Source organism: Roseovarius atlanticus (assembly GCF_019802205.1).
Taxonomy (GTDB): Bacteria; Pseudomonadota; Alphaproteobacteria; order Rhodobacterales; family Rhodobacteraceae; genus Roseovarius; species Roseovarius atlanticus_A.
This window is the reverse complement of record NZ_JAHVHQ010000004.1, coordinates 340,265-354,110: the sequence shown is the minus strand read 5'-3', so window position 1 is coordinate 354,110 and position 13,846 is coordinate 340,265. Positions and strand designations below refer to the sequence as shown.

At 61.1% G+C, this 13,846-nt stretch carries 13 protein-coding genes; 7 read left to right on the top strand and 6 right to left on the bottom strand.

What is annotated here, in order from left to right; genetic code table 11:
- The first annotated feature begins 56 nt into the window (after positions 1 to 56).
- The 6 genes from KUV49_RS18320 to KUV49_RS18295 all read left to right on the top strand — a co-directional run bounded on the left by KUV49_RS18320 (position 57) and on the right by KUV49_RS18295 (position 6,909).
- Positions 57 to 671: a zinc uptake protein ZrgA gene (locus KUV49_RS18320; protein WP_222452402.1), complete on the top strand. Its 615-nt coding sequence runs from the start codon at positions 57 to 59 to the stop codon at positions 669 to 671.
- Between the two features lie 2 nt (positions 672 to 673).
- Positions 674 to 1,363, top strand: a complete 690-nt coding sequence (locus KUV49_RS18315) for an ABC transporter ATP-binding protein (RefSeq protein WP_222452401.1) — start codon at positions 674 to 676, stop codon at positions 1,361 to 1,363.
- Positions 1,360 to 2,610, top strand: a complete 1,251-nt coding sequence (locus tag KUV49_RS18310; protein WP_222452400.1) for an ABC transporter permease — start codon at positions 1,360 to 1,362, stop codon at positions 2,608 to 2,610. The genes KUV49_RS18315 and KUV49_RS18310 overlap by 4 nt, the downstream gene beginning before the upstream one ends.
- Before the next feature lie 35 nt (positions 2,611 to 2,645).
- Positions 2,646 to 3,119, top strand: a complete 474-nt coding sequence (locus KUV49_RS18305) for a DUF3299 domain-containing protein (RefSeq protein ID WP_261391578.1) — start codon at positions 2,646 to 2,648, stop codon at positions 3,117 to 3,119.
- Positions 3,110 to 3,616 carry a DUF3299 domain-containing protein gene (locus KUV49_RS18300; protein ID WP_222452398.1) on the top strand — a complete coding sequence of 169 codons (507 nt, stop codon included), beginning with the start codon at positions 3,110 to 3,112 and terminating at the stop codon, positions 3,614 to 3,616. Before KUV49_RS18305 ends, KUV49_RS18300 begins: the two co-directional genes overlap by 10 nt.
- Positions 3,617 to 4,272: 656 nt before the next feature.
- Positions 4,273 to 6,909: a phosphoenolpyruvate carboxylase gene (locus tag KUV49_RS18295; RefSeq protein WP_222452397.1), complete on the top strand. Its 2,637-nt coding sequence runs from the start codon at positions 4,273 to 4,275 to the stop codon at positions 6,907 to 6,909.
- A gap of 186 nt (positions 6,910 to 7,095) precedes the next feature.
- Here KUV49_RS18295 and KUV49_RS18290 read toward each other — a convergent pair whose 3' ends face one another.
- The gene (locus KUV49_RS18290) at positions 7,096 to 8,244 is read right to left on the bottom strand and encodes a hypothetical protein (protein ID WP_222452396.1); all 1,149 of its coding nucleotides are present in this window, start codon (positions 8,242 to 8,244) and stop codon (positions 7,096 to 7,098) included.
- Between the two features lie 129 nt (positions 8,245 to 8,373).
- Here KUV49_RS18290 and KUV49_RS18285 point away from each other — a divergent pair, with 129 nt between their 5' ends.
- Complete coding sequence (locus KUV49_RS18285) at positions 8,374 to 9,156, top strand: class I SAM-dependent methyltransferase (protein WP_222452395.1); 783 nt, start codon at positions 8,374 to 8,376, stop codon at positions 9,154 to 9,156.
- A 92-nt stretch (positions 9,157 to 9,248) separates the two neighbouring features.
- Here KUV49_RS18285 and glf read toward each other — a convergent pair whose 3' ends face one another.
- The 5 genes from glf to KUV49_RS18260 all read right to left on the bottom strand — a co-directional run bounded on the left by glf (position 9,249) and on the right by KUV49_RS18260 (position 13,839).
- Positions 9,249 to 10,421, bottom strand: a complete 1,173-nt coding sequence (glf, locus tag KUV49_RS18280) for a UDP-galactopyranose mutase (protein ID WP_222452394.1) — start codon at positions 10,419 to 10,421, stop codon at positions 9,249 to 9,251.
- 152 nt (positions 10,422 to 10,573) lie between these two features.
- Complete coding sequence (locus tag KUV49_RS18275; protein ID WP_222452393.1) at positions 10,574 to 11,368, bottom strand: alpha/beta hydrolase; 795 nt, start codon at positions 11,366 to 11,368, stop codon at positions 10,574 to 10,576.
- 166 nt (positions 11,369 to 11,534) lie between these two features.
- A complete protein-coding gene (locus KUV49_RS18270) occupies positions 11,535 to 11,954 on the bottom strand; it encodes a GlcG/HbpS family heme-binding protein (protein ID WP_222452392.1) in 420 nt (139 codons plus the stop codon).
- Between the two features lie 62 nt (positions 11,955 to 12,016).
- Complete coding sequence (locus KUV49_RS18265; RefSeq protein ID WP_222452391.1) at positions 12,017 to 13,297, bottom strand: TRAP transporter large permease; 1,281 nt, start codon at positions 13,295 to 13,297, stop codon at positions 12,017 to 12,019.
- Positions 13,297 to 13,839 carry a TRAP transporter small permease gene (locus KUV49_RS18260; RefSeq protein ID WP_222452390.1) on the bottom strand — a complete coding sequence of 181 codons (543 nt, stop codon included), beginning with the start codon at positions 13,837 to 13,839 and terminating at the stop codon, positions 13,297 to 13,299. Before KUV49_RS18260 ends, KUV49_RS18265 begins: the two co-directional genes overlap by 1 nt.
- Between the last annotated feature and the right edge of the window lie 7 nt (positions 13,840 to 13,846).

Genomic DNA, 13,846 nt, shown 5'->3' with positions numbered 1-13,846 from the left:
GCGCCGTTGCATTGGCACGCATCTGACTTCATCAATGAACCCTAAAAGGACCTGTCATGAAACCGATCTATCTGGCCCTGGCCACCACGACCCTCGCCGTGCCCGCAATCGCGCAGGACACGCGTGAACTGGACGCGCATGTGCACGGCGTCTCGACCGTCGAGATCGCGGTCGAACACGGGGAGGTCGAGATCAACATCCTGTCGCCGGGCATGGACATCGTCGGGTTCGAGCACGAGGCAAGTTCTGCCGGGGACAAGGAGGCCGTCGACGCCGCGATCCGGCATTTCCTGACGCCGGAAGAGATCGTGACCCTGCCCGAGGGCGCGGGGTGCCGCCTGACCGAGGTTCTGGCCCATCTGCATGCTGGCGATGATGACCACGCGCATGACGTCGATCACGCCAAGGGCGAAGAGCATGATCACGACCACGAAGAGCATGCCGAAGGCGAGGAGCACGACCACGAAGATCACGCGGACGCGGCGCGCCATAGCGAATTTCACGTGACCTATGGTTTCACCTGCGATGACGAGGACGCGCTGACCGGCGTGGGTTTCCCGTTCTTCGATCGGTTCCCCAATGCCGGGGAAATCGAGGTGCAATACGTGACCGGGGCCGGCGCGGGCACGGCGGAACTGACGCCCGGTGCCGCCGAAGTCTCGTTCCAGTAGCGATGGCGGACCCGGCCCTGACCCTGCAAGACGTGCGGTTCCGCTGGCCGGGGCGGGCGTCTTTCGGGATGTCGGTGCCGGAGTTCCGGCTGGACCGGGGCGAAAGCGTTCTGCTTCTGGGCGAAAGCGGGTCGGGCAAGTCCACGCTCCTGTCGCTGGTCTGCGGGATCGTCACCGCCGATGCCGGCCGGGTGGACCTGGCCGGCACCGATCTTGCCACCCTGCGGGCCGGCGCGCGCGACAGGTTCCGGGCCGAGCGCGTCGGCGTCATTTTCCAGCAGTTCAACCTGCTGCCCTATGCCAGCGTGTCGGACAACATCCTGCTGCCCTTGAAGTTCGCGCCGGAGCGGCGCAAGCGTGCCGGGCCAGACGATGCGGCAAGGTTGTGCACCGCACTGGGCCTGCCCGGCGACATCATTCAGGCCAAGGCCGGGCGCCTTTCCGTCGGCCAGCAGCAACGGGTCGCCGTGGCGCGCGCCCTGATCGGCCAGCCGCCCCTGATCGTCGCGGACGAGCCGACCTCGGCGCTGGATGCGGCGACGCAGGATGCGTTTCTGGGCCTTTTGTTCGACCAGATCGCAGCGGCGGGCTCGTCTCTGTTGATGGTCAGCCATGACGAACGGCTGGGCGCACGGTTCGATCGGGTGGTGCACCTCGCTGACATCGCCTCGGTCGAAAGGCAGGCCGCATGATCCTGCGCCTTGCCTTCGGGTCTCTCATGGCGCGCGCCCTGACCGTCAGCATGACGGTGTTGGCCATAGCCCTGTCGGTCGCGCTGTTTCTCGGGGTCGAGAAGGTGCGCACCGGCGCCAAGGCCAGTTTCGCCGACACGATTTCCGGCACCGACCTGATCGTCGGGGCGCGCTCGGGCTCGGTGCAGCTGTTGCTGTATTCGGTGTTCCGGATCGGCAACGCCACCAACAACGTGAGCTGGGAAAGCTACCGCGATATCGCCGACCGGCCCGAGGTGGACTGGATCGTGCCCATATCGCTGGGCGACAGCCACCGACAGTTCCGGGTCATGGGCACCACGCAGGCATTTTTCGAACACTACAAGTATCGCGGCGGACGGTCGCTGGAGATCGGGGATGGCCACGGGCTGGACGATCTTTACGACGCGGTCATCGGCGCCGAGGTCGCGGCCACCTTGGGTTATGCGGTGGGCGACCCGATCGTCGTGTCGCACGGCCTTGCCTCCTTCACCCACCACGACGATCAGCCCTTTCGCGTGGCGGGCATCGTCGACCGCACCGGCACCCCGGTGGACCGGACCGTCATCGTCAGCCTGGAGGCGATCGAGGCGATCCATGTCGACTGGCAATCCGGCGCGCAGATCCCCGGCCAAAGCACCCCTGTCGAGCAGATACGCCAGATGGACCTGTCGCCTTCGGCGGTGACGGCCGCGCTGGTCGGGGTCAAGTCGCGGCTTCAGATCTTCGGCCTGCAACGCTGGATCAACACCTACCCGGAAGAGCCGTTGCTGGCCGTCCTGCCCGGTGTCGCCCTGCAGGAGCTATGGCAGATCGTCGGTGTGGCCGAGACCGCGCTGATCGGCGTGTCGGCGATGGTGGTAGTGACGGCCCTCCTGGGCATGATGGCGATGATCTTTTCCTCGCTCAACGAACGGCGGCGGGAAATGGCGATCTGGCGGGCCATGGGCGCGCGCCCGGCCACCATCCTCGGCCTGCTGGTGCTGGAAGCGGGGCTGATGGCGGCCCTCGGCGCACTCCTCGGCCTCACGCTGCTTTACACTGGGCTGGCGTTGGCGCAGCAGGTGGTGGACAGCGCCTTCGGCCTCTGGCTGCCGATCGCACGGCCGACCGGGCGGGAACTGGCCACTCTCGCAGGTGTGATCGTCGCGGCGGCGCTTGTCAGCCTGTTTCCGGCCCTCAGGGCCTACCGCCTGTCGCTGTCCGATGGCATGATGGTCAGGATATGAGACACGCACATCCTTCTCGACGGGCCGTCCTGGCCATGCTCTCGGCAACCCTGGTGCCGAGCCGGGCCATGGCCAGCCAGTACCGTGTGATTTCATGGCCGGACCTGATCCCCAAGGGCGTGCCCTATGGTGAGATCATCGGTCCCGGCAAGATCGACGAGGCCAATGACACCTGGGTCCCCGAATACGACCGCAACGCGTGGCGGATGAACACCCGTCTCAACGGCAAGCCGATCAAGCTGCCCGGCTACATCATCCCCTTCGACTTCAATTCTCAAGGTGTAACCAGCTTCATGCTCGTGCCTTACGTGGGCGCCTGCATCCATACGCCCCCGCCACCGCCCAACCAGCTTGTCTTCGTCACCACGAGAACCCCCTGGCCCAGCGACTCGCTGTGGAATCCGGTCTGGGTCTCGGGGCGGCTCTCGGCCAAATCCATGAAGACCCAGATAGCCGATGTCGGATACCGGATGACCGCCGAGCGGATCGAGGTCTACGAATGGCAGTGAAGGGACTGACCCGTCGGGCGATGCTTCTGTCTGTCGCCGCATCGGGGTTTGCCGGACAGGTGCTGGCCGACACGGTGGTCGCGTTGGAATGGCGCGACCTTCTGCCCGAGGACGACACGTCTCTGCCCGGCAACCTGCAAGGCATCCTGCCGCATGACGAAAGCAGCATGGCCGTGCGCCAGCCGCCGTCGACGGGCATCCGGACCGACTGGACCGGAAAGACCGTGCAACTGTCGGGCTTTATCGTGCCACTCGACCACGAGGGTACCGGCATCACCGCGTTCATCCTGGTCCCTTATGTCGGCGCCTGCGTTCACGTCCCCCCGCCCCCGGCGAACCAGCTGGTCTTCGTGACCACCGGCACGCCCTTCGAAAGCTCCGGCATGTTCGAGCCGGTGACGGTCACTGGCATGTTCGGCACGGCGTCGCGGTCCACCCAACTGGCCGAGATCGGCTATGCCCTTTCGGCGGACGATATCCAGAGCTTCAGGCGTTGAATGAGCCGGTGGGACAAACAAGCGAATACACTTGTTCTCAAGAACTGCCCGATCGCCGAGGTAAGTCGCGTCAACCCTTACGAACAATACGTCAAAACGGAAATTTCAACTCCAACCTGAGCAGGTGCTCGCTCTGCATGAGATGAAGGGCTGTCTTCGCCCGTAATCACACGTCCGCAATTGATCCGGGCAAAGCTTACCCTGCGGGACGAAGCACCTTTTCCCCCGCAACTGCACAAGGTCTGCCGCCGCGCAATCTGAAGCTGTCTAAGTGCGGTCAGCCTCCATTAAGCCTGAACTGCAAGCAAAGGTCTTTCAACCTGTCGCTTGAAGCCTACGCTCCAGTGTTCCGAATGAGCGTCGCTTCAAACTCAAGTGTAGGTAGTCATGCGCTGACATGTCATGTCATTCTGGCTCGGCACATTGTCCTGGAGATGCGTGGATTCATGACGAATTCTGACGGAATCCTAAAGGCGGCTTTCGGACAAGGATGGTAGCGTGAAGGAAACGACACCGGGCGAGAACTGGGCGGCGCTGTATGCTGCATGCCGGCGCCGCAACAAGAGGAAAGTCATGGTCGATAGTCTTGATCACCGGGCGAAATGCGGCGACATACCTGTTTGTGCGCCATGTTCGCCGAGCGCGGGCAGCGTCTGATGCCGTCTGTCCTGCTGAATGCCGCCTGCGACGGCACCCATGACGGCGAGGCTTATGCCGCCGACCTGCGCCGGGCACTCTTCGAGCTGTGGAGCAATGTCCTTGAACGGCGTGCGCCGCACGTGTCCGAATGGGCCCGGAACGACAGCGAGGGGGCGATCCCCACCGGGGCCGCTGCCGTGCCCTATCTTCAGGCCCTGAATATCTGGTTCCAGCTTTTGCGTATCGTCGAGGAAAATGCGGCGATCCGCGACCGGCGCCAAACCGAAACGCAAACCGGGGCGGAAACCGTGCCGAGCAGTTTCGCGCAGGCCCTCGACCGCCAGGATCTGACCGCGGAACGCCTTGCAGAGATCTCGGCCAGTCTTTCCGTCGGGCCGACCCTGACCGCGCATCCGACCGAAGCCAAGCGGGTGACGATCCTGGAAATCCACCGCAGGATCTATCGCAGCCTCGTGGCGCTGGAAGCGCAACGGTGGACCACCCGCGAACGCACAGGCATTCTTGCCGATATCGAAGGCGAAATCGATCTTCTGTGGATGACGGGCGAACTGCGGCTGGAACGTCCCGGCCTGAGCGACGAGATCGAATGGGGGCTGCAGTTCTTCCGTGACGGGATCTTCGACGCCGTGCCGCAGGTGTTCGAACAGTTCGAGCAGGCGGCAGCGAACCGCTTCGGGACCTTCGACGTCGTTTCGCCTTGCATCCGCTTCCACTCCTGGATCGGAGGCGATCGTGACGGCAATCCGAACGTGACCACCGACAGCACGGCCCATGCTCTCAAACGGGCGCGCGATACGGCGATGGACATGTACCGAGAGCATCTGCGTATCGCCGCCGAGCGTCTGAGCATCAGCAACCGGATCGTCCCGCTGAATTCGGAAAAGCAGGCAGAGCTAGAGCGCCTCGCCTCGGTTTCGCCGCACCGTGACCGCAACCCCAACGAGCTTTTTCGGCAGGCGATTTCGGCGATCCTGCACCGGCTCGAAACCTATCGCCATGTCAGCCATTTCATCACCGACCTGGAAATCATCGAGACCGCGCTTGCCGCGGTCGACGCCCGGCATCTGGCGCAGCGTTATATCCGCCCGGTGCGCTGGCGGGCGCAGGTTTTCGGGTTCAGCATCTATACGCTCGACATCCGACAGAACTCGACCGTAACAACCCAGACGATCGCCGAGATCTGGCGCCAGCGGGACGATGGCAACGTGCCGGAATATGGCGATCCGGCGTGGTCGAAACGGCTTCGGTCGGAATTGTCAGAGCCGCAGCTGCCTGCGCCTGACAACAACGCGCTGTCCGATCAGGCAAACGAGTTGATCGACCTGCTGACCTTGATGTCGAAACGCCGCTACGGGCCGGACCCGGCCGCGTTAGGCCCCTTCATCCTGTCCATGACGCGCTCGTCCGACGACCTGTTGGGAGTCTTCCTGCTGGCCCGGTACGCGGGGTTCGGCGCCGAAACCCTGGAAATCAAGGTCGTGCCGCTGTTCGAGACCATCGAGGATTTGCGCGCCGCCCCCGATATCCTCCTTGACCTGCTCAATGTTCCACTGGCGAAGCGCAGCCTGACGCGGGACGGTTCGGCTATCGAAGTCATGCTGGGCTACTCGGACAGCAACAAGGATGGCGGCTTTGTCTGCTCGACCTGCGAGCTTGACCAGGCACAGCGCAGGATCACGCGCGTTTTGAAGTCGAAAGGTCTGACCCCGGTCTTCTTTCACGGTCGCGGTGGCTCGGTCAGTCGTGGCGGCGCGCCGATGGATCGCGCCATCGCGGCACAGCCGACCGACACCGTTTCGGGACGGATGCGGCTGACGGAACAGGGCGAGGTAGTGTCGGCCAACTACGCCAATCGCGGTACCGCCGCCGCGCACCTTGAGCTTCTGGCGTCCAGCGTTCTGAAGCATACGGCGGACGCGGACGACCCACCCCGCGCGCCGGAATTCAACGAGGCGCTGGAGGCGCTGTCGGGCTTGTCCCAGACCGCCTATTCCACGCTGCTGCACATGCCCGGCTTCATCGACTATTTCCAGCAGGCCAGCCCGGTCGAGGAACTCGCCATGCTCAAGATCGGCTCGCGTCCCGCGCGTCGGTTCGGTGCCGCCTCGCTGGCTGATCTGAGGGCGATTCCGTGGGTCTTTGCATGGTCGCAGAACCGCCACCTGATCACTGGCTGGTATGGGTTCGGCTCTGCCATCGAAGCATTCCGGAAGTTTCAAGGCTCCCGTGGCGAAGACACGCTTCTGGCGATGTTCGAGCGTACCAAGCTCTTTCGCCTGATTGCCGACGAGGTCGAGAAGTCCTTGTTCCAAGCCGATCTGGACATTGCGGGGGAATACGCGTCGCTGGTCACGGATGACGATATTCGCCGAAGCGTGACTGATGCGATCGCCAAGGAATACGCGCTGGCATGCAGCGGCATCGCTTTCCTGACCGGGAGTGAGAAGATTGCCGAAAGGTTTCCGCGTATGCGCGCGCGTTTCGACAGGATTCGCCCCGGGCTGGACCGAGTAAATACCCTGCAGGTCGCCTTGCTACGCGAGGTGCGGTCCCGTGAAGAGCCGAACCGCGTTTCCATCCCGCTCCTGCAATCGATGAATTCGATTTCGTCGGGCCTTGGATGGACCGGATAGCTCAGCACCGGGCAAAAGGCTGCAGATCATTGCGGCACGAGCCCTTGACGGAAACAAGCTCGTGTCACGCATCTGCTGGTTTCCGAAACTGGACATGCGTGCAAGTTCCAGCATCTGTCGATATCGCCTCGACGCTGCCGGTTACCGCAATATGACCGAATGGCTGCTTTGCGGCAAAAGGACCAGTCAGGTCGAGTTGCTCACGCCCCCGAACACTTCCCGAAGAGACGAGGCATCCTGCGCCTCCTCGAAATTCTCTTCGTCCTCGAAACCACGTGCGTAATCCCAACTCGTCGTGATTTGGCGACAATGAAGATAGTAGAAGTGATGCTCGAAATTTCTTTGTGCACCGGATATCCCGTGGACGCGCCAGTACCTGCCGGCCAACGGCCCTTGCGGGTCCAGGCACCATTTGGGCTGCATCCGCGCGTCCGCGCCCCGTCGCTGAAGAACGTGGTCGGCATGTGTGACCTTTGCCGGGCCTTCCGGTTTGCGTGCATAACGCCAGCGTCCGCGAATGGACATGTAGCCGTCCGCCGTGGACTTGACCGCGGAAAAAACCGTCTCGTCGTCGCGGCCCAGCACCAGCTCGTCGATATCAACCGACAAAACAGCATTCGCCTCGGCCAGATATTTCCTGTGCGCGATATGCAGCATCGACAGGTGAAGAAACTTCGAGCCGATCTCGACCCGCGTCGTTGCGCGTGGTCCGAATGGGAAAGGGGCTGAGATCACCTCGGCTGCTTCGATCGCCTTCACCTTGGCGATTGTCCGTCTGATATCCTCGGGCGTATAGGCATCGCTTCCATTGTCAATCAGCACGACAGCATTTGCCCCATGCCGTCGTGAATAGAAGGTCAGCCAGTCCTCGATCCACTGAAGGTCGTTGTTTTTGGATATTGCGACGAGGGCGTTCTTTCCCCGGAATTTCTCGAGGTTGGAGCGATTGATTTCCACGACCTCTTCGAACTGCGGGGTCCGGGGTTGAAACAGGCGCAGATGCCTGGGGTCCGGATGCGGCGATGAAAAGGTTACCTCATTCGTGCGAGGCCCCAGCTTGACGATGTTCCGCTCCTGAACTTCGACGCCATCGACCTCGAGGATCGCGTTCTTGAAATAGTTCTTAAGGTTCCTCAGATCCGGGCCGATCATGCGGACCAGATTGTTCGATCCGTCATAGAAGACATCGTAAAACAAGGTTTGACTGTCGTAAGAGGCGACGAATGCTTCATCGTCCTGCTTCTCGACGGGGACCGCCCGCAGGAACTTGTGGCCTTCGGGAAGTACGATACTGCTGAGTTCGCCCATTGCGTTGTTTTCTCGTTGGTCTGTCATTGAGGTGCCAGGTTCTCGCTAGTTTATGCATGTCGGCAATTGCCTCAACAGAAAGAAGATTTCGGAGTCGAAAAGAACGACATCTGTTGTTCAACTATCGCAGGAGCGTGACGGGGCGCTATTGCCCGAATGCCGATGGTCGAACATGTCGATCCTCGGCGCACAGATTTTTCTTTGGACCGGCCCGGACAGGGGGTATCAAATCGCCAGACAGGCAACAGCGTCAACCGTCGCGACGGTACGATGCCACCCCAAGTGACGGAAAGAGAAATCGAGCCAATGCCAAGTGACAAACCAATACAGATCGTAAAGGACCGGGCCAACGAACGCTCGGCGGATTTCATCGAGGCCAACATCGCCAACGCGCTTCTGTTCGGCAGGAAGTCGCATCTTCTCGATTATGTGGCCACCTTGATTAAGGATGAGGGGCTGATGATCGAGTGCGGTGTCTTCACTGGCGGCTCGATCAACCATATGGCGGGCCTGCATCCCCAGCGAAAACTCTTCGGCTTCGACAGTTTCGAGGGCTTATCCGAGAACTGGACGGGCAACCATCACAAGAGCGGGCATTTTGATCTTGGTGGGCAACTTCCGAAGGTCGAGCCCAATGTTGAACTCGTCAAAGGCTGGATCGACGAGACATTCCAGCCTTTCCTCAAAAAGAACCCGGGCGACATCGCCTATCTACATGTCGATACCGACACGTATCAACCGGCGAAGACCATTCTGCAACTGGCGAAACCGCGGCTGCGCGTCGGCTCTGTCATCCTGTTCGACGAATTGTTCGGATATCCCGCGTGGGAGCATCATGAATACAAGGCGCTCACCGAAACCATTCCCGAGAGTAAGTACGAATTCGTCGCGTTTTCACAAATGCAGGCTGCGCTGCGAATTACCAAAGCCCTGAAATAGGTCGGGTGCCGGTTCTACGGGCGCACGATCGTGAAGTATCGAAAGGCGTCTCGGCCCACTGTGGGGCAAGCCGGGCCTTCCGCGTGAGCCTCTCAGGGAGAAACCAGTAGCGCCGGCAAACGCTCGCCCTTCGCTTCGGCGGCAAGAAAGGCGCGGGAGGCATCGAGCGCCTCGCGGATGCAGACATCCATGTCGAGATAGCGGTAAGTTGCAAGCCGACCGAGGAAGGTCACACCTTGCGTTTCCTTCGCGGCCTTCACGTAGAGCGCAAGTTGTTCCTTTTCGTTCGTCAAGCGGATCGGGTAGTAGGGGATATCGTCCGGCCCTGCCTCGCGCGAGTACTCGCGGGTGATGATCGTGCTGTCGTGGCTTTCCCAGGGTGCGAAATGCTTGTGCTCGGTGATGCGGGTATAGGGCACGTCCGGTTCGCCGTAGTTCATGACCGGACAGCCCTGGAAATCGCCGCTGGTGCGCTCGTGACGGAAATCGAGCGTGCGGTAGCCCAGGTGCCCGTGGACGTGGTCGAAATAGGCGTCAAGCGGCCCTGACCAGAAGAGATGCACGCCGTCCGGCACCTCTGCGGGATCGAGCGGTGTCGAGATGTGCACGGTGATCGAAGGATGATCGAGCATGGCCTCGACCATTGGCGTGTAGCCGTCGCGCGGCAGCGCCTGATGGGCATGGGCAAAGTAGCTGCCCTCGTAGGAGAAGCGCACCGGCAGGCGCTTGAGGATCGACGCGGGAAGTTCGGTCGGGGACCGGCCCCACTGTTTTTCGGTGTAGCCCTTGAAGAACGCCTCGTACAGGTCCCGGCCGATCATCGACAGCGCCTGTTCCTCGAAGTTTCGGGGGTGCGGGATGTCTTCGGCGATGTCGGCAAGGAAATCCCTCGCCTCGGCCGGTCCCATGGCGCGGCCGTAGAACTGGTTGATCGTGGCAAGGCTGATGGGCAGCGGGAAGACACGCCCGCCAACAGTCGTCCAGACCTTGTGGTCGTAGGGCACGAAGGTGGTGAAGCGGTTGACGTAGTCCCACACCTCGTCATCCCCGGTGTGAAAGATATGCGGCCCGTAGCGGTGCAATATGATGCCGGTTTCCGGGTCGCGTTCGGTGTAGCAGTTGCCGGCAATGTGGTCTCGCGCCTCGAAGACCTGAACGTGATGCCCGGCTTCCGCCAACTCGCGTGCCACGACCGCCGCGGATAGCCCCGCGCCCGCGATCCACACGTCATTCCGGTTTCCTTCGCCGCCCGTTTTCTTTTGCATATCCATCACCTGTATGGGGTCGAATGCCCCGGTCCCTGACCGTCTGAGCAACGACCTCGAGACCGTTCATCTTCGGTTTTTGGCTCAGTTAATGTGTCAGTAACATTCAATCATTCAGCCACCGATTTGGGAATCCCCAAACTCTGACGACCCTAGCTGAATTCATTCACCTTGGAGATTAGCCGTCCATACGTATCTTTCTTGACCTCACCTGGACATAGCTTCAGGCTTCCATGGCTGTGCTCATCCGAGACCAACAAGGACACAGCCGGGTTGCGCTTCGACAATTCCAGGATCGAGTGCATCGGAACGCGGTCATCTTCGGGGCCGTGTATCGCGAATACCGGAGTATCTACAGTGTCGGCAAGGCCTGGAAAGGCGAAGCCGCCCGAGTAGCAAATTGCTCCACCGATCTCAGGTACAGACAGCCCTAGATGCGGCGCCAGGTAAAGAACGTTCAACGCCGTGATTGCTCCTGCCGATCCGCCCGCCAAGACAAGCTTACCGCTGAAATTGAACTCGTTTCTGTTGGCTTCCAACCAAACCAGCAGTGCGCACGCGTCTTCCAATGCGGCCAATGCCTCGCTGCGCCGAAAGCGTGCCGGAAATCCTGAAATGGCCAGCGCTTCCAACTCGTCCATTCTCGATCTGGTACTTTCCGACAAATCAGATCTCTTGGCACCCAGCCTGTACTCTGGGAACGCCACGGAGATATTTGATTTGGTTAGCCACCGGGCGATAGCGCGATGGTCGCCATGCACAATACGCCCGGTACGGAAACCTCCCGCATGAAAACAAACGACCAAGGGACTCGGTCCCGGCCCGTTGCCTTGGTAGACATGCACATTCAGAGTTTTCGGCACTCCGCGCCTGATCGTATCCCGATAGCCGCGGACAAAATCAGGTTGGTACCCGAAATCGGTATACTGAACTTCGTTCTTACTCACGGATTGCTCCAACCCGTGCACGATGGGCCTTCGGCAGATTTCTTGTCATAGGCCCTCATGGCAGACCGGGTTACTTCGGAGGAAACGTATCAAGTGTCTGACGGTGTTTGAAGTTCGGTTGCCAAGTGTCAACTCATATGCGGCAGACAAGACCACAGCAGGCGCTTCAACCTGTTCCCGCAGTCAGACCATGCGCGCTCAAGGCGGACACGGCGCATGCTTCATCGTTGTCCGAGCTATCACCCGTGATACCGATTGCCCCGATCAGCGTCTCATCGCGGTAAATCAAGACACCACCGGGAACAGGCACCAGCTGACCCCGGTTCAATGCGTTCATGGCGTCGATAAAGAACGGCTGTTCCTGTGCCCGGGAATACAGCGCCCGGGATCCCAGGCCCATTGCCACTGCGCCTTTTGCCTTGCCCTGTGCAATTTCGGGTCGCAGGTTGCTCGTGCCGTCCTCGCGCTGAAGCGCAACAAGATGGCCTCCGGCATCGATCACCGCAATCGTGAGGGGTTTCATGTCATGCGCACGCCGATACTCCAAAGCCGAGGCGATCAGCGCATTCGCAAGTTCAAGGTTCATTCCGGCAGCTCCTCAGGGTCTGACCGACTGCCCGCCCATGCAAGCTAGCCGGTCCTTCGACCTCAGTTATAGAAATAATCCACCAGGAATAGTGGGATAGACGGGATGTACGTGCACATCAGGAGCACGGTCAGCAGGACCGCAACAAAGTAGATGTTGACCTTGCTCACTTCCCAGATGTTCGCCCGCGCCACCGCGCATGCCGTGATCAGAACACTGGCCACGGGCGGCGTTTGTTGCCCGATGGCGAGGTTCAGCGTGACAACAAGCCCAAAGTGGATCGGGTTGATGTCAACAGCCTCGATCAACGGGATGACAATCGGCACGACGAGGATGATGGCCGCGGCCGAGTGCAGGAAAAACCCGATGATCAGGAAGAAGAAGTTCAGGATCAGCAGGATCAACCACTTGTTTTCCGTGAGACTCAAGATCCCCGCCGCCAGTTCCTGAGGATACTGCGCGCGCGTCAGAAACCCGCCCATCACCACGGATGCCGCCACCAGCAGCATGACCACCGCCGTCTGCATGCCACCGTCGAGCATCGACTGCTGCAGATGTTTGAAATCCACCTGGCGATACCACAGGCTGATCGCGATGGCCGCCAGAACGGCAAGGCCCGCGGCCTCGGTCGCCGTGACGTAGCCACCGAAGATGCCGCCGAGGATGATCACCGGCAGCGCGAAGGTCGGCAGCGCCTCGACGAAGGTCTCCCACACGCGACGGCCCGAAAACGCCTCCTCGCGCGGCAGGTCGTAACGGCGGGCGAAGTAATAGGCGACGCCCATCAGGCCCGCCGCGCCCATCACCCCCGGCACCACGCCGGCCACGAACAATTGCTCGACCGAAACATTGGCCGATGTCGCGTAAAGGATCATCGGGATCGACGGCGGAATGATGATCGCAAGCGACGCGGAGGACGACGTCACGGCCGCGGCGAGCGCGCCGGAATAGCCACGCTTCTTCATTTGCGGGATCAGCACCGACCCCATCGCCGCCACGTCCGCGACGGCCGAGCCGGATATTTCGGCAAAGAACAGCGACACGCCAATATTGACATGAGCCAGCCCGCCCCGGATGAACCCGATGAGTGCCGCCACGAAGTTGATCAGCCGGTCGGTGATACCGCCGGCGTTCATGATTGCGCCGGCAAGCACGAACATCGGGATCGCGATAAGCGAGAACTTGGTCGCGCCGCTATACATGTCCAGCGCGACATTCACGAGCGAGTTGGTGCCTTCGAGCGCCAGCAGCCCTCCGATCGCGGACACGGCCAGCGCAATCGCGATCGGCACGTTCAGACAGATCATCGCGACCATCGCGATGAAGATACCGAGCATCAGCATCAGGCGTTCCCCGCTTTCTTCATTTCGGTTTCGACCTCTTCCTCGATCTCGGCATGTTCGAGCGACACGCCGGCGGCAGTCTTGCGCCAATAGTCAGGAAGACTCAGCGCCTGGCATATCAGGAACAGGATTGCGCCGACCGGGATCACCGATTGGGTGAAACTGACAGGCACCCATGTGACCGATACAAGCGACATGCCTCCGAGGATCGACATGACCGTGAACCCTGCCCAGGCCAGCAGGATGAAAAAGCCGGCGGTCGTGGCCTCGGCCAAGGCCACTGCCCACATGCGCGCGGGCATGGGTACCGCAAGCAGCACGGTATCAAAGCCGATATGGCGACGCCGCAAAGCGGCGAGCGCCGAGCCGTAATAGGTGATCCATGCCAACAGGATGGCGGCGATCTCATCGTACCAGGCCAGGCTTGCCCCCAGAAGACGGTAGATCACCGCGACGACGACGATGGCGGTCAGGATAACCATGAGAAAGACCACGAAGTACTCCAGGGCAACTTCGAAGAATTTACGCAGTGAGTTGAACATGATGGGT

What these genes read in the sequence shown, in the direction of transcription:
- KUV49_RS18270 (WP_222452392.1), bottom strand. Translation starts at nt 11,954, where the DNA reads ATGAACCTTGAACTTGCGAATGCGCTGATCGCCTCGGCTTTGGAGTAT.
- KUV49_RS18300 (WP_222452398.1), top strand. Translation starts at nt 3,110, where the DNA reads ATGGCAGTGAAGGGACTGACCCGTCGGGCGATGCTTCTGTCTGTCGCC.
- glf (WP_222452394.1), bottom strand. Translation starts at nt 10,421, where the DNA reads ATGCAAAAGAAAACGGGCGGCGAAGGAAACCGGAATGACGTGTGGATC.
- KUV49_RS18290 (WP_222452396.1), bottom strand. Translation starts at nt 8,244, where the DNA reads ATGACAGACCAACGAGAAAACAACGCAATGGGCGAACTCAGCAGTATC.
- KUV49_RS18315 (WP_222452401.1), top strand. Translation starts at nt 674, where the DNA reads ATGGCGGACCCGGCCCTGACCCTGCAAGACGTGCGGTTCCGCTGGCCG.
- KUV49_RS18260 (WP_222452390.1), bottom strand. Translation starts at nt 13,839, where the DNA reads ATGTTCAACTCACTGCGTAAATTCTTCGAAGTTGCCCTGGAGTACTTC.
- KUV49_RS18285 (WP_222452395.1), top strand. Translation starts at nt 8,374, where the DNA reads ATGCCGATGGTCGAACATGTCGATCCTCGGCGCACAGATTTTTCTTTG.
- KUV49_RS18305 (WP_261391578.1), top strand. Translation starts at nt 2,646, where the DNA reads ATGCTCTCGGCAACCCTGGTGCCGAGCCGGGCCATGGCCAGCCAGTAC.
- KUV49_RS18295 (WP_222452397.1), top strand. Translation starts at nt 4,273, where the DNA reads ATGCCGTCTGTCCTGCTGAATGCCGCCTGCGACGGCACCCATGACGGC.
- KUV49_RS18310 (WP_222452400.1), top strand. Translation starts at nt 1,360, where the DNA reads ATGATCCTGCGCCTTGCCTTCGGGTCTCTCATGGCGCGCGCCCTGACC.
- KUV49_RS18320 (WP_222452402.1), top strand. Translation starts at nt 57, where the DNA reads ATGAAACCGATCTATCTGGCCCTGGCCACCACGACCCTCGCCGTGCCC.
- KUV49_RS18265 (WP_222452391.1), bottom strand. Translation starts at nt 13,297, where the DNA reads ATGCTGATGCTCGGTATCTTCATCGCGATGGTCGCGATGATCTGTCTG.